We start from the raw sequence: 21,991 nt of genomic DNA, 5'->3' as shown, positions 1-21,991 counted from the left end.
TTTATATGCAGAATAATTTGACTACAGCTGTGGTTATGGCAACGTATAATGGTGAAAAGTATATAGTTGAACAGTTAGACTCGTTGAAAAATCAGGAGCGAAAAATTGATGAAGTAATTATCTTTGACGATCGCTCTTCTGACAATACAGCAGCTATCATCGAAGACTATATTAAAAAAAATAATTTAGTAAATTGGTATTTTAAGGTTAACACTGTGAATAAAGGATGGAGAGAAAACTTTATGAGTCTTCTCTCTGAAGCCAGTAGTGATATTATTTTTACCAGTGATCAAGATGATATCTGGTTACCTACTAAAATAAAAGCTATGACACAAGAATTTGAAAAAAATGCCGATATTTCTGTGTTAGTGTCTGATTATGATGAATTGATTGAGAACACTGGAAGTTCGGCAAAATTAAGAAAAATTGAGACTGTCGAAGGAACTAACAGAGTTAAGTTTATCAAAGAAAATGTGCTCTTAAAAAGACCAGGGTGTGTGTTTGGAATCCGTAAAACTTTTGTTCCAATAGTACAAGATTATTATAAATTAGCAGAAAAATCGGCTCATGATGTTGCAATGTGGGCTGCTGGACTGCTTTATGACGGGTTATATTATCTACCTTTGCCAACAATTATGTTTAGACGTCATGCGAATAGTTCGTTTCAGAAAGAAGTTTCCAGTGCTAAACAACAGACTGGAATATATGATGCCAGAATTAATACGTTAAAAAGATTTAATGTTCGGATTGATTCTGCATTAAATTTTATGCGACAAAATGAAGAGATAAAACAAGTTGAGTCAAAGGAAAAGATTTATCGTGAGATGGAAGCGGCCAATGAGTTTAGAATTAATATTTTAAGCAGTAAAAAAATGAATAAGATCATTATTAATACGTTTAATTATCCGGGTGTCTTCAACTACTTTGCGGATTTATATCATATCTTTAAAGTAAAAAATCTAAGGAGTAAAGCCAGTGAATGAAAAAGCAAAATCTGTGATAAAAAATTTGTATTATACAGTTGCAGCTAATTTTGCTACCTTGGGAATTTCAGTTTTACTGAACTTATTTGTTCCAAAACTACTAGGTGTTACTGAATACAGTTATTGGCAACTTTATATATTTTATTCTTCGTATGTAGGATTTCTACATTTTGGATGGATTGACGGAATTTATTTAAAAATTGGTGGCGAGGAATACTCAAACTTAGATAAAAGAAATTTAGGTTCTCAGTTTTGGTATTTAGCCACTTTTGAAATTATCATGTCTTTTGCTGTTATACTTTGGGCAATTTTTATGATGCCTGCAAGTACAAAATCTACAATATTAATTTTGACAGCTGTGGTTTCTTTTATCACTATTATGAAAACTTTTATTCTCTATATATTCCAATCAACAAATAGAATAAAAGAGTATGCACAGCTATCAAGAAATGATAGATATCTTTACGTTCTTTTTATTACGATTTACTTTTCTATGGGTGGACGCAATTTTATTTGGTTGATAATCATGGATATTTTGTCCAAATTAATTGTTACAATCTGGGGAATGACTCGGGTAAAAGATATGTTAAGCATAAAAGTAATCCGTCTTAATGATCTATTCTTAGAGATATTTGATAATATTAATATTGGTAGTAAATTGATGCTATCTAGTATAGCTAGTATGTTGATTACAGGAACTATTCGCTTTTTTGTAGAAAAGAAATGGACAATTGAAGTATTCGGTAAGTTATCTTTTACTTTAAGTATTTCTAATATGTTTTTAACATTTGTTAACGCAGTTGGGATTGTTATGTTTCCCTTGCTTAGAAGAACAAATCAGCAAAAACTTCCTAGTCTTTTTGTTACACTAAGAGGACTTTTTGTTCCATTAACATATGGTGTTTTGCTATTTTATGTCCCTGCAAAATATATATTAGGCGCTTGGTTACCAGAGTACAATGAAAGTTTGAAATTCATGGGTATTCTTTTCCCAATTATTATCTATGAGGGAAGAATGTCTTTACTTATCAATACGTATCTTAAGACGTTAAGAAAAGAAAAAACGATTCTATTAGTGAATGTGTTGACGTTAGTAATGACATTACTAGCATCTTTATTGGTAATTTTTGTGATAGGTGACTTAACGCTTGCAGTAGGATTAATATTATTTAGTTTGGCTTTCCGTTGTAATTTAGCAGAATTCTTCTTATGTCGATCAATGAAGATTCCGGTTGGCTACAGTTTGGTACTTGAGACGATAGTTACAATATTCTTTATTATCAGTAACCAGCTTTTTGGTGGTAATTTTGTAAGCATGTTAACTTATTTAGTTGTTTATCTGATTTACTTCTTATTTGTTCATCGTTCATTTATCAGAAGCTTTAAAGAATTCAAAGCGTTGTTAATAGGAAAATAATAGCAAAAAAGGAACAGCATGTGGCTGTGTCAGACTGTAGACAAAGGGAAAAATTCTTTGTTCTACAGTTTTTTGTTATAATTAGTACTATTTTGGTTTAAATAAATGAAAAAATTTTTTATATTTAAAAAATGTTATAACTATAGTTTTTCATTTTTTAATGTTAAACTTAACGTGGATAACTAAGGTATTATGTAGTTGAGGTGAAAAAATGGATAACATATTAATCACTGGCGGAGCTGGATTTATTGGCTCTACGCTAGCAAATTATTTAAGTAAAGAAAATAAAATCGTTGTTGTGGATGATTTATCCATGGGAAAACAGGAGAATTTAGTTGTATCAAGTAATCTTAAATTTGTAAAAGGTGATGTGACAGATGAAAGCCTAATGGAGAAATTGTTACGTGATCATTCATTTGACTATATTTTTCATTTAGCTGCGGTTGCGAGTGTTGCAGATTCTGTTGCGCGTCCAGTTGCAACACATCGGGTGAACTTTGAAAGTGTTTTGATGTTATTAGAATTGATTCGCCAATATCAACCCAAACTAAAGCGTTTAGTTTTCAGTTCTTCTGCAGCTGTCTATGGAGATGAATTGACTTTACCAAAACAAGAAGAGTCTGTGATTCGTCCGTTGACACCTTATGCAGTGGATAAATTTGCAGCAGAGCAATATGTTTTGGATTATTATCATTTGTATGATGTGCCAACTAGCGCCGTTCGTTTCTTTAATGTGTATGGGCCAAATCAAAATCCAAATTCACCTTATAGCGGTGTTATTTCGATTTTAATGGATCGCTACAAAAAACAATTGGCAGGTGAGGCAACTGTTTTCACTTTGTTTGGTGATGGCAGTCAATCAAGGGACTTCGTTTATATCGAAGACGTGATTCAAGCGTTGATGTTAGTGGCAACGAAGGAAGAAGCATTAGGCAAACAGTTTAATGTAGGCACCGGTGACGGTACAACGTTACTTGAATTGATTCAGGCAATTGATGAAATTTTACAGGTGAAGTTGAAACTGAAATTTGAAGAGGAACGTTCAGGGGACATTCACGACTCTTTGGCAAATATTTCAAAAATCAAAACATTAGGCTATCAGCCAAAATTTGATATTTTGGCTGGTATGAAATGCTATATTGAAAGTGAGCTTGTCAAGTAAAGAATTTACTTTGAAAAAATAGCGGGGCGGTAATTTTACTTACCACCTCGCTATTTTTTTGTAGTTAAAATTATGAAGGAAGTTTTTTGCCTGTTAGAATTTCGTACAGTTGATTCCTGATAGCAACTGCCCCAGGTTTGATTTTTGTGTCAGATTGGATATTACTTTGCATAACGATTGCGTTTTTAGTATCTTTTGTCATAGCAACAACTGAGTGAAAACGATTGATGTTCCCTTGCGCTAAAATGTAATCTGCACCGCTGTAAACACCCCCGCTATAAGGATGTTTCAGTTGATTATTCTGCCAAAGTGAGAAGAGTAGTTTTTTGGGAATAAGTTGGCCGGATAGTACTTTTGTAAAAAAAGCTGCCAAGTCATACGTATTCATACTGATATTTCCGGTTCCTAATTCGTTATGGATCGCAGTTTCGTTTTCATCTAACTCTTTCCAGTAGTCATCATCAGCTGACATTTGATAAGATTTTGCATGCTGAGGAGAATTTTTGACATTTTCATAAAAATCGGTGTGTTGCAATTGAAGAGGTTTGATTAACGAATCTGATAATAGCTCTTCATAGCTTTTATTAGTCAACTGCATTAGAATTCCCGCCAATAAAGTAAAGTTTAGTGGTTCATAATGATACGTCTGGTAATCAGTCCATTTTAAATGTTCTACAGTAAATTGAACAATGTCACGGTCAGTCAGTGGAACAGAAGGTTGCTCGGTCTTATGCAACCCCGATCGCATTGTCAACAAGTCGTGAATCGTGATTGATTGACTACCTGGAATTTGCGGATAGAAGGTTGCTAAAGGTGTTGTAAAGCTTATTTTTTTCTGTTCGATTTGTTTTAGAATGAGGAGTGCCGTCATCGCTTTTTGAATCGAACCAATCTGATAGTCGAGTGATAGAGAATTTGGCTGATTTGTTTCTTTGTCTGCATAGCCATAAGTTTTCTCTAAGATAATTCGATTGTTTTTTCGAACATAGATTGTGCCAATATATTTCGATTTTTTCAGCAATTGATCCATTTCCGTTGCTGCTTTTTTTTCGGAAGCTGTCAAGTTTACGACAGTTGCTGGTTCTTGATCTGCAACGGGCTTGATTGTGTCAGAAAGTAGGAGCAAATACCAACTCGTGGTTACGCCTAATCCCAGAAAAATTGTTAAGATAGCAAGAAGAACCGTCTTTTTCCTTGCTTGCCTTTTTTGATGTTTTTTATTGTGCATAGGATGACCCTTTCTGATATTTGTTAAAACATCTTCATTTTAATACGGATAGTAAGAAGATTCCTACTAACAATTTTGCAATAATATATTTTATGAAAAGAATTCACTCTGAAAGGAATTTCATGTATAATGGATGAAGTTATGAACTTGAGAGTAAGGAGGAGTTGTTTTGTCAGAAAACAAACAACATCCAGAAGAAAAAAATAAAATTGAACACACCACAACGCAAGAAGTGATGGTCAAACGTAAAAATTTGCGTAAAAAAGAAGATAAAATCGTTGGCAAGATCATTTTAGTGATCGTAATCACTTTATTAGCAATCGTTGGAGTATTTGGTTTTACTACCTATAAGTATGTTGAAAGTGGTTTAAAACCATTAGATAATTCGGATAGTCAATTGGTTCAAGTAGAGATTCCAAGTGGTTCTTCGAATAAACAAATTGGTGAAATCCTAGAAAACGACCATGTTATCAAAAGTGGTATCGTTTTTAATTATTATACGAAATTCAAAAATTTAACTGGTTTCCAAGCAGGATTTTATCAAATGGCTCCAAACATGACTTTAGATGAGATTGGTAAATTACTGCAAGAAGGTGGTACTGCTGAACCCAAAGAAGTTGCTGATGGGAAAATCACGATTCCTGAAGGTTATGATATCGATCAAATAGCAAGTCGGGTGGCTAAGATTACCGGGAAAGACAAGCAAGAATTTTTAGATTTGATAACAGATGATGCTTTCTTAAAAGAGTTGTATCAAAAATTCCCAGAATTGCTGGAAAGTTCATCTCAAGCTAAAGATGTAAAATATCATTTAGAAGGCTATTTGTTCCCAGCTACTTATGATTATTATAAGGATACTTCGTTGAAAGATTTAGTTATCCAAATGGTTGAAAAAACAGACTCAGTTATGCAAGATTACTATGCGACGATTAAGCAACAAAATCGCACTGTTCAAGAAGTATTGACATTGGCATCTTTAGTTGAAAAAGAAGGCGTCAAGGAAAATGATCGTAAGAATATTGCACGAGTTTTCTATAACCGAATTGAGTCAGATATGCCGCTACAAACGGATATTTCCGTTTTATACGCTCTTGGCGAACACAAAGAGACAGTAAGTTATGCTGATACTGCGGTTGATTCTCCATATAACTTATACACGAATCCTGGGTTTGGACCTGGACCATTTGATAGTCCTAGTGAGGAGTCCATCAAAGCAGTCTTATCTCCTGCAGATAATGATTATTACTATTTTGTGGCAGACATAAGTACAGGAAATGTTTACTTTGCCAAAACGTATGAAGAACACTTAGAATTAGTTGAAAAATATGTCAATAAATCATAAAATAAACTAGTGTTATTCATTCATTTTTAGAAAAACATTTACATTTTAGAAAAAGCATGGTAATCTTTTTTGGACTATAGTCCATAAAAGGTTACCTTTTGTGGTAGTTTATTGAGATGAAGGAGACGTTACGAATGGTAGAGAAAGTTTACCCAATGACGCTAGAAGGAAAAGAAAAACTAGAACAAGAATTGGAAGAATTAAAAACAGTTAAACGCGGAGAAATTATTGAGCGTATCAAAATTGCTCGGAGCTTTGGTGACTTGTCAGAAAACTCAGAGTATGAATCAGCAAAAGATGAACAAGCTTTTGTAGAAGGACGTATCACAACGATTGAAACAATGATTCGTTTTGCACAAATCATTGATAATAATGGCGTGGATTCTGACGAAGTTTCAATCGGAAAAACAGTTACATTTGTTGAACTTCCTGATGGTGATGAAGAAGAATATACTATCGTTGGTAGTGCTGAAGCTGATCCATTTTCCGGTAAGATTTCAAATGACTCTCCAATTGCACAAGCTTTGATTGGAAAAGTAAAAGGCGATGAAGTAACAATCACTACACCAGGTGGAGATATGTTAGTTAAAATCGTTAAAGTTGAACAGGCTTAATTTTTTGTTAACTAGAGACCTAGAGCATAATCAGATGATTAGTCTAGGTCTTTCTTTTTGGTTTATTTGATAAGAAAAATAGCTTTTTACAACCAGAGACCTATAGTAAAGCTTAGAAAAAATAGGTATGATGAAGAAAGTGAATAGGAAAGGAGCAAGCTGATGAATAGTTCTTTACGATTTTTTGTCGTAGTAGAAACCTTATTGCTATTATTTGCTGTTTGGCAAATTGTTAATAATACAGAAATTTTAATCTTCGTGGTCTTTGGCGCACTCAATATTTATTTGGCACTACGCAAACAACCACGCAAAAAATTCCAAAAATTTCAATTGATTCTAGGGAGCTTGATCCTTTTTTTCAGTTTAGTTAGCAGTCCAGCACTCTGGTTGATGCTGATTTTTGCTGTGTTGTTTATTGGACTAAAGGGTGTTGAAATCTCTGGTATTGATTTAACCAAGAATGCTTTTTGGCGCAAAAAGCAAATGATGATGATTCAGACAGAACAGTTGAAACCACATAACAACGAACGTACGAAACAACAATTGATTGGCAATCAGAGAATTGGTTCAGATGTGTATGAATGGGATGACATCAATATTGCGATTGCTACGGGTGATACAATCATTGATTTAGGCAATACTTTGTTGCCTAAAGATGATAATATTGTCATCGTTCGAAAAGGTGTTGGTCGAACAAGAATTCTTGTTCCATTAGGGATTGCTATCAGTTTAGAACATGCGACGATAGTTGGAAATGTTTACTTTGAAGAAGAACAATTTGCATTGAAAAATGAATCAATCAAAATTTACAGTAATGATTATGACGAGAATCCACGTCGATTGAAAATTATTACGAATACCTTGCTTGGTGATGTCGAGGTGATCCGTGTATGATTGGGAAAATTTCTCGACCAATGATTGCCTTTTATGCCTCTCTTAGCACATTTATGGTTATTTTATTCGCTATGTTCACCTATTTTTATGCAAGTAAACAGAACCATTGGTGGGCAGAATTACTGCAAGCAAGATTGCTTTATGTACCACTGATTTTTCATCTATTTGCGATTTCTTTAGGTGTAGGATTATTGACTTTTTTGATCGTATCAGTTGTTCAAAAAACAAGATATGGTAAAATCGAAGAAAAGTTACGAGCAATTTCTTCTGGTAACTATGATGCAAAAATTTTGGATCAACCGATTTTAGCAGCAGCTGATAACGAATATATCAAAGATATTGACCAAGAAATTATTAAAATTAAAGAAAAAATGATTGAAGTTTCTAGTGAACTTCAAATTTTGACAAGTCGTCCGCAATATGTAAATGGACAAACAAAAGAAGAAATTTTAGAATTAGAGCGTCATCGATTAGCGCGTGAATTGCATGACTCTGTTTCACAGCAGTTATTTGCAGCCATGATGATGATGTCTGCTTTGACTGAGCAGGCAGAAAAAAGTGATACACCAGAAGTTTTTCGGAAACAACTACGTATGGTCGCAGAGATCATTAACGCTTCTCAATCAGAGATGCGCGCGTTATTATTACATTTACGACCAGTTAATCTGGAAGAGAAAAGTTTGAAACAAGGAATTGAGCAATTATTAAAAGAATTACAAAATAAAATTCAAATTTCATTGAAGTGGGAGATTGAAGATGTTCAATTATCCAGTTCAATCGAAGATCATCTTTTCCGAATTGTGCAAGAGTTGCTTTCAAATACATTACGCCATGCAAAAGCGAATGAATTAGAGGTTTATTTACACCGAATCGACAATAATTTATTGTTACGGGTCATTGATGACGGAACGGGATTCAATATGAACGAAACGAAAACGGGAAGTTACGGTTTAGGAAATATCAAAGAACGTGTTGCAGGAATTGGTGGCACAGTGAAAATTATTAGCTTTAAGGGACAGGGAACGAGTGTCGAGATCAAGGTTCCTTTAATTAAGGAGGTATAACGGCGGATGATAAAAGTAATGCTCGTAGATGACCACGAAATGGTGCGTTTAGGCGTTTCTTCTTACTTATCTATTCAAGAGGATATCGAAGTAGTCGGAGAGGCTGAGAATGGCTTAATTGGCTATGAGAAAGCAATGGAACTGAGACCAGATGTTATTCTAATGGATTTAGTGATGGAAGAAATGGATGGAATTGAGTCAACAAAAGCTATCTTAAAAGATTGGCCAGAGGCAAAAATTATTATTGTCACCAGTTTTATTGATGATGAAAAAGTATATCCTGCAATTGAGGCTGGTGCTGCAGGTTACTTATTAAAAACTTCGACTGCGCATGAAATAGCAGATGCAATTCGTGCGACGCAACGTGGCGAACGAGTACTGGAGCCAGAAGTAACAACCAAAATGATGGAAAAAATGAGTCGCCGAAACGAACCAATTCTGCATGAAGACCTGACGAAACGAGAAAATGAAATTCTGATGTTGATTTCTGAAGGAAAGAGTAATCAAGAAATCGCAGATGAGTTATTTATCACTTTGAAAACAGTCAAAACCCATGTTTCAAATATTTTGGCAAAACTTGAAGTTGAGGATCGTACACAAGCCGCAATTTATGCGTTCAAACATGGTTTGGTCAAATAACGAATAAAAAAATAATTGATAATGAACAGCTGATTGAATTTAAAAAAACTGTGGGACAAAACAAATTTGTGTTTGTCCCGCTTTTTTATTTTTTTGAAGGAAAATCAGTCAATTTTTGAAGGAAAAAGATTGGCTAAGTCTCGCCCCTTTTGTTTTTGAAAAGGCTTTGCTATACTTGAAAAGAAATAAGGATGAAGAGGAGTAATGACTTGAAACAAAATTTTGCAATCATCGGTCTTGGTCGTTTCGGTGGCAGTATTTGTCGCACATTGATTGAATCAGGACAAGAAGTTTTGGCAATCGACAGCAATGAAGATCGCGTAAATGAATATATGAATATTGCTACGCATGCAGTGGTAGCAAATGCGCAAGATGAGATGACTTTGCGCTCGTTAGGAATTCGTAACTTTGACCATGTGATTGTGGCGATTGGTGAAGACATTCAAGCTAGCATTTTAGTAACGCTAATGGTCAAGGAAATGGGTGTACCTAACATACTAGTGAAGGCACAAAATGAATATCATGCACGCGTTTTAGAAAAAATTGGCGCAGATCGCGTAGTACATCCGGAAAGAGATATGGGTGTTCGAATTGCGCATAATTTAGTTTCAAAAAATATTTTAGATTACTTAGAACTGACGGATGCGTACTCATTAGCTGAAATTCGAGTAGCTAATCCTAAGTTTTTCAATAAAACACTTGGCGAACTAAATTTCCGTCAACGGTTTGATTTAACTGTTGTAGCGATTCGTCGAGTGGATCGAACAGTGGTTGTTTCTCCAGCAGCAGATGAGTTTGTCCGTCAAAATGATAATTTATTAGTAATTGGAGAAACGGAAGATGTAGAGATGCTTGACGATAAAATGAATCAATAATTATAGGGGTGAGTGATTTTGACGAAGTTAACAGTAACACCTGCAGCACAAGAATGGTTCAAAAAAGAAGTGAATCCACCTGAAAACCTTGGCATTCGCTTTTTCGGAAAAGTTTATGGTAAAACAGAGGTACACGAAGGCTTTTCGATTGGTTTATCAGTTGAAGAACCAGAAAATGTCATTGAAGAAGAATTGATTGATGGCATGAAGTTCTTTATTGAAGAAGCGGATGAATGGTTCTTCAAAGGATACGATTTAGTTGTCGATTACGACGTCAAAAAGGATGAACCAGCCTATCATTTTGAAAAAAATGATTAACAATAAAATAAAAACAACGGAGAAATCATTGATTGGTTTCTCCGTTATTTTTTGACTAATAACTCTAATCTGCTTCGTTCACAAAACAAAAAATTACGCGATTATTCGATTTTATTCAGTGAGCGAATCTTTATTTTAATAACCAGAAAGCAACTGTACTTGATTGACTACAAGAGTCTGTGTTGAAAGATAACTTTCAAGATTCTTGAGAAAAATATCCATAAATTTAGTTTGAAAATGGGGAGTCAAACCAGCAATATGTGGAGTAATCAACACATTTTCCATTGACCAAAGTGGGCTGTTTTCTGGGAGTGGTTCCTCTTCAAAGACATCTAGCGCAGCAAAAGCTAGTTTCTTTTGATTGAGCGCATCAATTAGTTCGTTGGTCTTAACAGATGGTCCACGACCAACATTGATGAAGAGCGCTGTTGGTGAAAAGAAAGTAAACAACTCTTGATTAAATAAACCGTTAGTTTGTTCGGTTAAGGGTAAGATATTGATTACAATATCCATGGTTGGTAAGACTTCTTTAAGTTTTGCTAACGGAAAGGTTTCTTTAATATGCTCTACTGGCCGACCAGTCGTGTTGATACCATAGATTTCCATTCCAAAAACTTCTGCTCTTTGAGCAACCATTTTACCGATCCGTCCAGTACCAATAATCAGCAGTTTTTTATGCTGGATTGCTTGATAGTGAACAGATGAGCCAAGCCAATTTTGAGAAACTTGTGCTTTTTGTGCCTGAAAAAGACCACGTGAATATCCAAAGATAACGCCCATTAGGTGTTCAGCAATTGATTCACTATGGATACCACTACCATTTGAAAGTAAAATGTCATGCTTTGAGAATTCTTCCAATGGTAATGTGTCAACACCCGCAGAAATGGATTGAACCCATTTCAAGTTATTACTTGCTAGTAGTTCAGACTGAAATTCACGATTCCAACCTAAACTAATCTCGACTTGTGAGAGTTCAGCAGGAGTTAGCTCTGTTTTGAATTGATAATTTGGTGCAAATGTCTGAATTTGTTTTATAAATTCGTCACGAAAAGGACGAGTGGAGTAAATGATTGGCTGTTTCATAGATTTGACCACCTTTCTTGTCTTAAGTTTAGCGCAAAGTATGAAAAGTTTGAAGTAAGTTGATGAGGAAGAGGTCAGCAAATAAAAAAAGAGCTATGACAGCTGTCATAGCTCAAATAGAATTATTGTTTTGGTAATTGAAATCTTGGCCAACCTTTACTTGCCTGAATGAAAATAAATAACCCAACTAATGTGATGAAGATACTTGTATCAAATGTTGGAACAAAAATTAAAAGCACAGTGGAAAGAAGTGTTGGTAAAGTAATCGCATAAATCATTGTTTTTAAACAATCAAGGAATGTTGCTCTAGTCAAACGCAAACGAGCATAGATATAACCGGCAAAGCTTGCAATAATTAATGTAATCAGTAAGTTAAGAAAACTTGGATAAATAGTGATAATAAAAGTCACTGCTTTAATCCAAAACGGAATCGTTGATTTTGCTAAGACTTCACGCATTTGTTTCCCATTCAAGTTAGCTAATGCTTCATTTGAATAACTCAAGGTCATTTCATTGCTACCCAACAAAGAAGTAGTTGTGCCAGAATTTGGTAAGGCAATAACCATTTGATCTTTCAGCATGCCAACACTGATAAAATTACCCATCAAATCAGTTGAGATGTCATGTTCAGAACGTTTTCCATCTGGATCAAAAGTAAAAATGATGGAATTTGTTTGATAAATGAAACCTTCAGCGCCATGGGCATCTAATTGCCCATCTTTGATTTCAAAATCAGGGATTTTTTTTGCAATTTGTTGTCCATCTGTCTTGATGTTATCCAAAACTTGAAAGACTTGGAATGAAATTGGCAAAGCCATGATTACGCTTAGCGCTAAGAGATAAAGAATTGATTTCCAAAAAGGAGTTTGTCGTGCCTCTTTGAGATTTTTGAATTGTGTAAATGAACTGAATAATAATTGTTTTGTTGTCATAATAGCTCCTCTTTAGTATTGTCTTCAACAGCAATTCTAGCGAAGTATGGCTGGAAATACAAGGGAAGGAGCCAAAATTACACGATTGATTGGTTGTCAATCAGAAAAATGTTATTCTTAAAGAAATTAGTTGCTTGTTTTTTTATGACTAAACGAAGCTGTTTACTAATTTTTTGATAATCTGGCTGAAAATTTTGCGAAAATAGCGTATGATAAATAAGAATTTTAATAAGGTAGGTTCAAAAATGAAAGCATATCTGCAAATCAAAAAATTTTTAGAAGAAAAAGGGTACTGGGAAATTTTTGTGTACATTTTTTTTGGCGGACTAGCAACGGTGGTAAACTTCGTGACCTTTGCGTTGGCATTACAAGTATTTGGTTTCAGCATGGTTGTTTCCAATACGATTTCCTGGATTTGTTCAGTGTTGTTCGCTTTTGTAACAAATAAAATTTGGGTTTTTCATTCTAAATCACCAAGTTTTTGGCACGTGCTGGAAGAATTTGGCAAGTTTCTTTTTTATCGAATTGTTTCCTATGGACTGGATATGGGCGCTATGATTTTACTAATTCAGGGGCTCCATAGTAATGAGTATGTGGCCAAAATCATTACACAAATTTTAGTTGTTTTGGCTAACTATGTATTCAGTAAGTTATTTATTTTCAAAAAAACTGAGGTAATCGATGAAATCAAAGAAACCAAATGATCAAATCGAAGAACAATAACAAAAATCGTAGGCATAACTTTTGAAGAAATCTCAACTCTTTGTTACTCTTTTGAGTGTAAAGACTAACAGAATTACTGAGGAGGAAGATTTTCAATGACTTACACATTACCTGATTTACCATACGCATATGATGCTTTAGAACCTTATATCGATGAAGAAACAATGCACCTTCATCATGACAAGCACCATAATACTTATGTTACGAATTTAAATGCAGCAATCGAAAAATATCCAGAACTTGGCGAAAAATCAGTAGAAGAATTAATTTCTGATATGGATGCTATTCCTGAAGATATTAAAACTGCAGTTCGCAATAACGGTGGCGGTCACGCAAACCATTCATTCTTCTGGAAAATTATGGCACCAAATGCCGGTGGCGAACCAACAGGAGCAATCAAAGAAGCAATTGATGCTGCTTTTGGTGATTTTGCTTCATTTAAAGCAGAATTCAAAACTGCTGCAACTGGTCGTTTTGGCTCTGGATGGGCTTGGCTAGCTGTTGATAATGGCAAATTAGTTGTTACTTCAACTGCTAATCAAGATTCACCTTTGATGGAAGGTCAAATACCAGTGTTAGGCTTGGATGTGTGGGAACATGCATATTATTTGAACTATAAAAATGTACGTCCTGATTACATCGAAGCATTCTGGAACCTTGTGAATTGGGATGAAGTAAATAAACAGTTTGAACAAGCAAAATAACATGTTTATGTGTTAGCTCTCTCTTTGACTGATTCCGGAAAAAGTGAAAAACAGCCTTGCGAGCGTTTTCTAAATTCGGTATAATATTTTTGTAAGAAGAATTCTTACAAGAACATTTTTTGGAGGCTATACACTTATGGAACACGGAACAGTTAAATGGTTCAACAATGAAAAAGGATTTGGGTTTATTACAGTAGATGGCGGAGATGACGTATTCGTACACTTCTCAGCAATTCAAGGAGATGGCTTCAAGAGCTTAGAAGAAGGCCAAGAAGTTGAATTCACAATTGTTGAAGGTTCACGCGGACCTCAAGCTGCTGAAGTGACTAAATTATAATATTTGTTGAATAAAACGATCTTGTCAAAAACAAGTGACTTTGAAAAAAGTTGACTTCTTTTACAAGATCATGCAAAAAAGGAGTTGTGGCGTATGCCATGACTCCTTTTTTATTTATATTTATAGAAAAAATGGATTATGGAGTAAAACGTTCTTTAATGAAGTGAACCAGTGAATGGATTTGTTTTTCAATGTATTGGATGGAAATTGTAACAGCTGTTGGTTCTTCTTCAAATTTTGGCATGGTAAGTAACGTGTCTGTTGTTCGGATAATCAAATCTGGTTGAATCACAAGATCATTTGTCATAAAAACATTGATGTACGGACGTAAAGAATCATTGATTTTTTTCATTGTCGCTAACTCTAGTGAATGAGGAAGGTCACTTTCAAATTTGATATTGACCTGTTTATCAAAATAAGTTGGTGGAGCAATAATCAGGAATGCTTCCGTCAAAATCCAAGGTTGTAACCAATAGAGCGCTTGGTCTTGATCCTTGAACTCGGTACAGACACGCGTCATTTCCTCTAAGAGTTTTGGATGTTTTTCTTCTATATCAAAAATAAATTCTTTATTTAATGTTAAAAAGTTCGGAAATAAAATGGCGTGCATCGAGTTAGCTAGTAAGGTTGCGTTTAACAGCTTACGTTTTTTGATATGGTTAAGCTGATTTCGTTTCAATGTATTTAAATAGGAAAAAAACTTAATCAAAAATAATCTTGCTGAAGTTTGTTTTGCCAAATGAAGCTTTAGCGCTCTTTCCAAAAAATTTTCTGCTAAATAAAAATTTGTTTTTGACTGCATCCAGAGAAAAGAAAAACGTAATTCTGTTTCCGAAAGTTTATCTCCAATTGCTTGCTGAAAGCTTTCCACTTCTTCCGAAAATTCTTTCCAGATTTGTGTTGTAAACGAAGGTAATGTCTTGTTATCGATTAAATGTCCTTGAGAGGATCGTAAGAGATTAATGGCAGAAATATAGCACCATTGCAGAGCTTTTATTTTATTTGGTTGCTGACCTACAGCTTCAAAAAGACCTTCTACATCAGATAATGTTTGTTCAAAGTCAACGGTTGAAAAAGGCCAGGTTACGCCACGATAAGTCTCCCATAAAACTAAATAACTAAAATAGCGGATTTGCGTTTCTTTTCCAGTTAGGTAAATGTCTCCTTTTTTAGTTTTGATTTGGATTTGATAAGGATCAAGTTTTTTATTTAATTGTGTCATATGTCTACGCAAAATAAATTCACTGATTTCAAGTGAATCCAAGAACTCGTTTATTTGAATTTTAGAAAGTAAAATTAACTGGTAAATTAGTTGGAAAATCGGCGATAGAGCTAAGATATCTGAACGTAGGAGCTGATACTCTTTTGCATCACCTGAGAAACGATAATAGGATGAAGTTTTGGAAAAATGAATCGCATTTGGTAATTCTTGGATTTTTTGACAATATTGAGCAGCTGATCGTTTGTCAGATGAGATTGAGTGAGCAAGTTTCTCTAAAGAATAAGACTTTTCTGAAAAGTAAAGTGTTTCAAGAATGGTCAACTGCATTTGTATCGGGCGTTCTAAACTAAAAAATTGATTCATATAAGTTATTCCTCCAAAAATTATTTAAAATAGATAGTATTAGTAAAGGTCGTTAAAAATTCTCGTTTTTTGTAACTTAATAAACGCAAAAAATAAGAAAAAATAACGTAAAACTACAAAAAGATAAAATATCGTATGATATTTTATCTTTTTTGCGTGTTATAGATTTATTTGTTTTATAAGAGTTTTTATCTATTTATGGTGAATATTATAATACATTTTTGATTATTTTTTAATCTTAAAGTAACAATTTCGTTTAATGGTGGTTATTTTATTGACTAACGAGCAAAATAATAGATTTTATAATATACCCTTGATAAACTCCGAATAACTTAAGTTGCTAGTGAATGAAAATACCTAAAAAGGCGCCTTTTAGGTATAAAAATCGAATATAAAGGGGAGGTCGTTAGCTACTTCACATATTTATTCTTTTGTCGGAGGACAGGACAGTTAGGAGATGTGTTTCAAAAAGGAGGATAAACATGAAAAAGGACTACCGAAAATTAATGGACCAAAAAGCAAGTGCTAAGCGCCGCTCAAGAAAGTACTTGCTTGTAGGAACGTCGTTAGCAACAGGTATGTTGTTAGGGTTAGCCCCAATTTCAATTGCTACGCCACTTTTTACCCTTGAAACGAACGAAGTTTACGCAGATTTGATTAGCGGACAGCTATTCAGTAATTTAACTTCGGATAATACAAGTGGAACCACCAGCTCTGCCCCTTATCCTTTAGAAAATACTAGTCGTGCTGTTGATTTTATCATATCAGCAGATAGTGGAATTGATTTAAGTGTTTTACCAGGAAATCGTCTAGCAGTTCTAGCAATTCCAGAAGAAATGCAAGGACTAGTAACGCCAAATGGTGATGGAACATTCTCAACCGAAATTCTGCTTCCTACGAATGCCTTAGATCCGTTACTAACAGTTGTAAATGGTGCGGTGACTACCTTAGTAAGTGGTGTGGAGTCAGCAATTACGTTAGCGAATGTCGCTAATCCATTAGCCACTATTAATGTGAACTTTTCAGAAGTCTATGCGCAGTTAAACTTATTAAACAATCTAAGTAACTTAACGGCTGCTGATGTTGCTTTGCAACTCGAAGCTCAAGGTGATGAATACATCTATGCTGAACTCGAAGGTGCTCTTGAAGTAATCATTCGTGAATCACTAACGGACATTTTAACAGACTTAAATAATGCTGTGCAAGCACTCCAAGCAACGGGTTCGGGTGTTGGTGGCCCGATAGCAGCAGCGGCAGTTAATGGAACGTTAAATGCCACACTTAAACCAGCATTTACACTCACTTACAATACGGCTTTAGCTCTAGTTAACGTAGGTTCTGCATTGATTGGTAATTTAGTAGATGGCAGTGTGCTTGGTGAAACAACCGTGACCATTCCAACTATGATCCAAGATCCAACTTATCAAGACTTATTGACAGCGGGAGTAGACATCTCGAATCCCTATGAAGCAGGTTTTTTAGCAACGATGATTAAATCAAGTCTATTGTCGATTGACATTGCTTCAAATTATGACGGGTACACACCGGTTTTCTATGAGGCAAGTGATGTAACTGCTCCTTACAATGTTGAGGTGACTGGAAATGTAGCTGATGGCTATGAAGTCACGGGTATGGCTGATCCTGGTGCTACAGTAAGAATTTATAAAGATGGAGTATTGATTGGTGAAGGACCAGCGGATGAAGTAACAGGAAGCTTTACTATTCCAATTTCTTCAGAGGACGTTGATCCATTAGATGAAATTCAGTTGATTGCTTACGATGAGAATGAGATTCCAAGTTTACCAACGCAAGCATTTATTCCGGATGAAGACGACGATGATGCCGACGCGGATGCGGATGCCGACGCCGATGCGGATGCAGATGCCGACGCTGATGCCGATGCCGATGCGGATGCCGATGCTGACGCCGACGCTGACGCCGACGCTGATGCTGACGCCGACGCCGATGCTGATGCTGATGCAGACGCCGACGCTGATGCCGATGCTGACGCCGATGCCGATGCCGATGCTGATGCCGACGCCGACGCTGATGCCGACGCCGATGCCGATGCTGACGCCGATGCTGATGCGGATGCCGATGCAGACGCGGATGCCGACGCGGATGCAGATGCAGATGCCGATGCTGATGCCGATGCCGATGCCGACGCGGATGCCGATGCCGATGCTGATGCGGATGCAGACGCCGATGCTGATGCGGATGCCGATGCCGACGCTGATGCCGACGCCGATGCGGATGCCGACGCCGATGCGGATGCTGACGCCGACGCTGATGCCGACGCCGATGCGGATGCCGACGCCGATGCGGATGCTGACGCCGACGCGGATGCGGATGCTGACGCCGACGCGGATGCAGATGCTGATGCGGATGCCGATGCGGATGCTGATGCTGACGCCGACGCGGATGCAGATGCTGATGCGGATGCCGATGCGGATGCTGACGCTGATGCCGATGCTGACGCCGATGCGGATGCCGACGCTGACGCTGATGCCGATGCTGACGCCGATGCTGATGCCGATGCGGATGCTGACGCTGATGCAGATGCCGACGCCGATGCGGATGCGGATGCCGATGCCGACGCCGATGCTGATGCCGACGCGGATGCGGATGCCGACGCCGATGCTGATGCAGATGCCGATGCCGACGCCGACGCGGATGCGGATGCGGATGCTGACGCCGATGCGGATGCCGACGCCGACGCCGACGCTGATGCTGACGCCGACGCGGATGCTGATGCTGATGCGGATGCTGACGCCGACGCCGATGCAGATGCCGATGCGGATGCCGATGCGGATGCCGACGCGGATGCTGATGCGGATGCCGACGCGGATGCTGATGCTGATGCTGATGCCGACGCTGATGCAGATGCAGATGCCGACGCTGATGCTGACGCTGATGCCGATGCGGATGCCGATGCTGACGCCGACGCCGATGCTGACGCCGATGCCGATGCGGATGCGGACGCTGACGCCGATGCCGATGCCGACGCCGATGCTGATGCTGACGCCGATGCCGACGCGGATGCTGATGCTGACGCCGATGCTGACGCCGATGCCGATGCCGATGCCGACGCCGATGCGGATGCAGATGCTGATGCTGACGCCGACGCAGATGCCGACGCAGATGCCGACGCAGATGCCGACGCGGATGCTGACGCCGACGCGGATGCCGATGCTGACGCCGACGCTGATGCCGATGCTGATGCCGACGCAGATGCGGATGCGGATGCCGATGCAGACGCCGATGCCGACGCGGATGCGGATGCCGATGCTGATGCAGATGCAGATGCGGATGCCGACGCTGATGCCGACGCAGATGCCGACGCAGATGCCGATGCGGATGCCGACGCCGACGCTGACGCCGATGCCGATGCCGACGCGGATGCGGATGCCGATGCCGATGCAGATGCAGATGCTGATGCTGACGCTGACGCTGACGCCGATGCCGATGCCGACGCGGATGCGGATGCAGATGCCGATGCAGATGCTGATGCTGACGCTGACGCCGACGCCGATGCGGATGCCGATGCCGACGCGGATGCGGATGCGGATGCCGATGCCGATGCGGATGCCGACGCTGACGCCGATGCGGATGCCGACGCCGATGCCGACGCGGATGCTGATGCAGACGCTGACGCCGATGCCGACGCCGATGCCGATGCCGATGCCGATGCCGATGCTGACGCAGATGCCGATGCTGACGCCGACGCCGACGCTGATGCGGATGCCGATGCCGATGCCGATGCAGACGCGGATGCTGATGCTGACGCCGATGCTGACGCCGATGCGGATGCCGATGCAGACGATGATGATCCTACTCCAGTTAAGCAAACAGGACCGACACCAAAATTACCGCTTCAACTTGGTAATGACCGTTATCCACCAAGTAGTAAAGGTGGGACTGGAATTGGAGCGACATCGAAGACGAGTCCAAAAACTTATCCGAAAACATCTGATCAAACAAGTGCTTCAACCTCATTACTAGGAGCATTAACAGCGTTTATTTCTGGACTAGGGATTTGGAAACTTCGCAAAGGAAAAAAGAATAAATAAAGCCAAGTAGGAAAATAAAATAGATTGATGAAGGGAGCATTCTCTTCATCAATCTTTCATGAGGTGAGGATATGTTTGTTCAGACGACCGAAAATAGTTTGGCTTCAATCAAAGAAATCATTGATCAAGTTGAAACGAGTGCGACTAATAAACTGCTGATTGTTAGCACCGGTGATTTTAGTGAACGCGGACGAGTCATTGAATTTTATGGCAACAATTTCAAGACAATCTGGAACAACTTTTTATCCGCATATAAAATCAATCAATTCAATCAAGCTCCTTATTTAAGAATTGATATTTTGACAAAAGAAACAAAAATCGATTTTACCCAGTTTTTAGCAGGTTTAAAAAAAGTTCGCCGAAATAACTACGTTGATTTTAATGTCAGGATCGATGGTTTACGAAAACGAAGCTTCTTAATGGAAGAACTTGTTGCTAATGCAATCTTGAAACCAAGTAAAGCACATAAAGTAGGAAAAAATCTTCCAGATTTACAAATTGATGAACAAAACTACCGTGGTTATGTCAAACGAAAATACGGGAGAAATGAACAAGATCTAAGTTACTTACAGCGCTCGGACTTTTATTTGTTTGAAACGAAGTCCTATTACTTTGAGGAGGGGAAACTTTTACCGATCAAGGACTATGGAAATGGGAATCGAATACGGGAAATTTCTCGAGAAAATTTAGCACAAATGACAGACTTGGTTATTGCTAAAGGGAGTAGTTATTTAGAAAATCAGTTAACTTCTACTGGAAAATTTATTTATGGCTATTATCCCTGCTATGATCAACCAATTAAAGGTTATAATTCAGTTCGACATTTTTCTTCCTTATATGCGTTGGCAGAAGCAGCCGAATACTTTTCCGATCAAAAGATGCTGGCATCAGTAAAAGATGGATTGCTCTGGGGGATGGAACACTTAACAGTTGAACTCGATGATTATCTCTTTATTAAAGAGCAACTAACAAAAGATGTGGAGTATAAGCTAGGCGCACAAGCAACGGCGATACTCGCTGTTTCCAAGTATGTTGAGCTAACTCAAGACGAACAGTTTCATTCCTTTTTACAAGAGCTGATTCGAGTAGTTGAAGATAAGTTTTTAACAGCAGAAAAGAAAACAATTCATGTGCTGGATGGTCAATTGCAAGTGAAAGAGCAATTCCGAATCGTTTACTATGACGGTGAAATTTTGTTTGCGTTGTTACGTGCTTATGAGATTTTGAAACAGCAAGAAATTTTGGCAATCTGCGAAGGTCTAATGGCACAGTTCGTTGCTAATAATTATCAAAAATATCACGACCATTGGTTAAGCTATGCGACAAATGAATTACTGAAATATCAACAGAAAAAGGAATATTATCAATTTGGGCTAAAAAACGCTCTGGAAAATATCAATTTCATTGATAAACGTGATACTGCTTATCCAACCATGTTGGAATTGTTAGTCGCAGCATCAAAAATGATGACTAAATTAGAAGTGAGTCCATTTAGAAAAGAAATCTTTCCATTAGATGAAGATTTTTTTCAAGCAAAATCTAGAATTAATCAGGTGATGGAAAAGAGAGCTTTACATGAAATAACAACAGGTGTGATGTTCCCAGAATTTGCGCAATTTTTTAAACAGCCGGCTGTTGTTTGTTATGGTTTTTTTGCCCGACATGACCGTTTTCGAATGCGAATTGACGATGCGGAGCACTTTCTGTCAGGCTTGATCAATTATCGAATGCATACCAATAAAGAGGAGGGATTCTAATGGTTGGAACGATTCGTTTTATTGCGTTATCTTTGATTGGTTTATCTTATTTTATTTTTAAGGTACGCCGGAAAAAAGAGCGGAAAGGTCAGCAGCCTCCAGCAGATCTAACTGGGTATGAGAAAGATGAAAATGGCTTGTATCCTTGGGAAAACGACCAGAATGATTCACCTGAAAGAATTAAAAAAACAGCAACCAGATACGTGAACCAGGCACGTCCAAGACGTGGTCGCTGGTAGCCGATAAATGAAGAAGGTGGGGTGA

General features: G+C 37.8%; 19 protein-coding genes and 1 pseudogene. 16 read left to right on the top strand and 4 right to left on the bottom strand.

All coding sequences use genetic code 11. The annotated features are described in order from the left end of the window. Positions 1-5: 5 nt before the first annotated feature. From IGJ66_RS08410 to IGJ66_RS08400, 3 genes are all read left to right on the top strand, one after another. Positions 6-983, top strand: coding sequence for a glycosyltransferase (locus tag IGJ66_RS08410; RefSeq protein WP_271026819.1), 978 nt, complete (start codon positions 6-8; stop codon positions 981-983). Beyond that, positions 976-2,400 (top strand): lipopolysaccharide biosynthesis protein, encoded by a 1,425-nt coding sequence (locus tag IGJ66_RS08405; RefSeq protein ID WP_271026818.1) that lies wholly within the window; start codon positions 976-978, stop codon positions 2,398-2,400. Before IGJ66_RS08410 ends, IGJ66_RS08405 begins: the two co-directional genes overlap by 8 nt. A 211-nt stretch (positions 2,401-2,611) precedes the next feature. Then, positions 2,612-3,562: an NAD-dependent epimerase/dehydratase family protein gene (locus IGJ66_RS08400; RefSeq protein ID WP_067480712.1), complete on the top strand. Its 951-nt coding sequence runs from the start codon at positions 2,612-2,614 to the stop codon at positions 3,560-3,562. Positions 3,563-3,632: 70 nt separating this feature from the next. Here the strand turns inward: IGJ66_RS08400 and IGJ66_RS08395 are convergent, their stop codons facing one another. Further along, positions 3,633-4,790 (bottom strand): serine hydrolase domain-containing protein, encoded by a 1,158-nt coding sequence (locus IGJ66_RS08395; RefSeq protein WP_270344707.1) that lies wholly within the window; start codon positions 4,788-4,790, stop codon positions 3,633-3,635. A 169-nt stretch (positions 4,791-4,959) separates the two neighbouring features. Here IGJ66_RS08395 and mltG point away from each other — a divergent pair, with 169 nt between their 5' ends. The 7 genes from mltG (at position 4,960) to IGJ66_RS08360 (ending at position 10,536) form a co-directional block, all read left to right on the top strand. Then, on the top strand, positions 4,960-6,132 hold the full coding sequence (gene mltG / locus IGJ66_RS08390; RefSeq protein WP_270344705.1) for an endolytic transglycosylase MltG: 1,173 nt from the start codon (positions 4,960-4,962) through the stop codon (positions 6,130-6,132). Between the two features lie 134 nt (positions 6,133-6,266). Next, complete coding sequence (greA, locus tag IGJ66_RS08385; RefSeq protein ID WP_067480720.1) at positions 6,267-6,746, top strand: transcription elongation factor GreA; 480 nt, start codon at positions 6,267-6,269, stop codon at positions 6,744-6,746. Positions 6,747-6,908: 162 nt separating this feature from the next. Next, positions 6,909-7,640 (top strand): cell wall-active antibiotics response protein LiaF, encoded by a 732-nt coding sequence (gene liaF, locus IGJ66_RS08380; protein WP_067480723.1) that lies wholly within the window; start codon positions 6,909-6,911, stop codon positions 7,638-7,640. Then, a complete protein-coding gene (gene liaS / locus IGJ66_RS08375) occupies positions 7,637-8,704 on the top strand; it encodes a two-component system sensor histidine kinase LiaS (protein WP_271026815.1) in 1,068 nt (355 codons plus the stop codon). Before liaF ends, liaS begins: the two co-directional genes overlap by 4 nt. A 6-nt stretch (positions 8,705-8,710) precedes the next feature. Further along, positions 8,711-9,343, top strand: coding sequence for a response regulator transcription factor (locus tag IGJ66_RS08370; protein WP_067480731.1), 633 nt, complete (start codon positions 8,711-8,713; stop codon positions 9,341-9,343). A gap of 209 nt (positions 9,344-9,552) precedes the next feature. Further along, entirely contained in the window at positions 9,553-10,218 is a 666-nt protein-coding gene (locus IGJ66_RS08365) for a potassium channel family protein (protein WP_067480737.1), read from the top strand. 18 nt (positions 10,219-10,236) lie between these two features. Continuing rightward, on the top strand, positions 10,237-10,536 hold the full coding sequence (locus IGJ66_RS08360) for a HesB/YadR/YfhF family protein (RefSeq protein ID WP_430616497.1): 300 nt from the start codon (positions 10,237-10,239) through the stop codon (positions 10,534-10,536). 135 nt (positions 10,537-10,671) lie between these two features. Here IGJ66_RS08360 and IGJ66_RS08355 read toward each other — a convergent pair whose 3' ends face one another. Together IGJ66_RS08355 and IGJ66_RS08350 are read right to left on the bottom strand one after the other, a co-directional pair. Then, positions 10,672-11,619 carry a phosphoglycerate dehydrogenase gene (locus IGJ66_RS08355; protein WP_086270798.1) on the bottom strand — a complete coding sequence of 316 codons (948 nt, stop codon included), beginning with the start codon at positions 11,617-11,619 and terminating at the stop codon, positions 10,672-10,674. A 122-nt stretch (positions 11,620-11,741) separates the two neighbouring features. After that, positions 11,742-12,551 carry a DUF1189 domain-containing protein gene (locus IGJ66_RS08350; RefSeq protein WP_067480746.1) on the bottom strand — a complete coding sequence of 270 codons (810 nt, stop codon included), beginning with the start codon at positions 12,549-12,551 and terminating at the stop codon, positions 11,742-11,744. Positions 12,552-12,796: 245 nt separating this feature from the next. Between IGJ66_RS08350 and IGJ66_RS08345 the strand changes: the two genes are divergently transcribed. The 3 genes from IGJ66_RS08345 to IGJ66_RS08335 all read left to right on the top strand — a co-directional run bounded on the left by IGJ66_RS08345 (position 12,797) and on the right by IGJ66_RS08335 (position 14,315). Then, a complete protein-coding gene (locus IGJ66_RS08345; RefSeq protein ID WP_075492071.1) occupies positions 12,797-13,255 on the top strand; it encodes a GtrA family protein in 459 nt (152 codons plus the stop codon). A gap of 114 nt (positions 13,256-13,369) precedes the next feature. Continuing rightward, entirely contained in the window at positions 13,370-13,978 is a 609-nt protein-coding gene (locus IGJ66_RS08340) for a superoxide dismutase (RefSeq protein ID WP_067480752.1), read from the top strand. 136 nt (positions 13,979-14,114) lie between these two features. Continuing rightward, positions 14,115-14,315 (top strand): cold-shock protein, encoded by a 201-nt coding sequence (locus tag IGJ66_RS08335; RefSeq protein ID WP_067480755.1) that lies wholly within the window; start codon positions 14,115-14,117, stop codon positions 14,313-14,315. Between the two features lie 136 nt (positions 14,316-14,451). Here the strand turns inward: IGJ66_RS08335 and IGJ66_RS08330 are convergent, their stop codons facing one another. Continuing rightward, complete coding sequence (locus tag IGJ66_RS08330; protein ID WP_430616496.1) at positions 14,452-15,900, bottom strand: helix-turn-helix domain-containing protein; 1,449 nt, start codon at positions 15,898-15,900, stop codon at positions 14,452-14,454. Positions 15,901-16,382: 482 nt separating this feature from the next. Between IGJ66_RS08330 and IGJ66_RS08325 the strand changes: the two are divergent. The 3 genes and pseudogenes from IGJ66_RS08325 to IGJ66_RS08315 all read left to right on the top strand — a co-directional run. Next, a pseudogene (locus tag IGJ66_RS08325) lies at positions 16,383-18,206 on the top strand (adhesive domain-containing protein); the annotation flags it as partial. Between the two features lie 1,835 nt (positions 18,207-20,041). Next, positions 20,042-21,727, top strand: coding sequence for a hypothetical protein (locus tag IGJ66_RS08320; protein ID WP_430616495.1), 1,686 nt, complete (start codon positions 20,042-20,044; stop codon positions 21,725-21,727). Next, the gene (locus IGJ66_RS08315; protein ID WP_067480764.1) at positions 21,727-21,966 is read left to right on the top strand and encodes a hypothetical protein; all 240 of its coding nucleotides are present in this window, start codon (positions 21,727-21,729) and stop codon (positions 21,964-21,966) included. The genes IGJ66_RS08320 and IGJ66_RS08315 overlap by 1 nt, the downstream gene beginning before the upstream one ends. Positions 21,967-21,991 lie beyond the last annotated feature (25 nt).

It is taken from the genome of Enterococcus sp. DIV0176 (assembly GCF_050528535.1).
GTDB classification, from domain to species: Bacteria; Bacillota; Bacilli; order Lactobacillales; family Enterococcaceae; genus Enterococcus_B; species Enterococcus_B thailandicus.
Note: the sequence above shows the minus strand (reverse complement) of the source record. Positions and strands in the feature narration are given on the sequence as shown.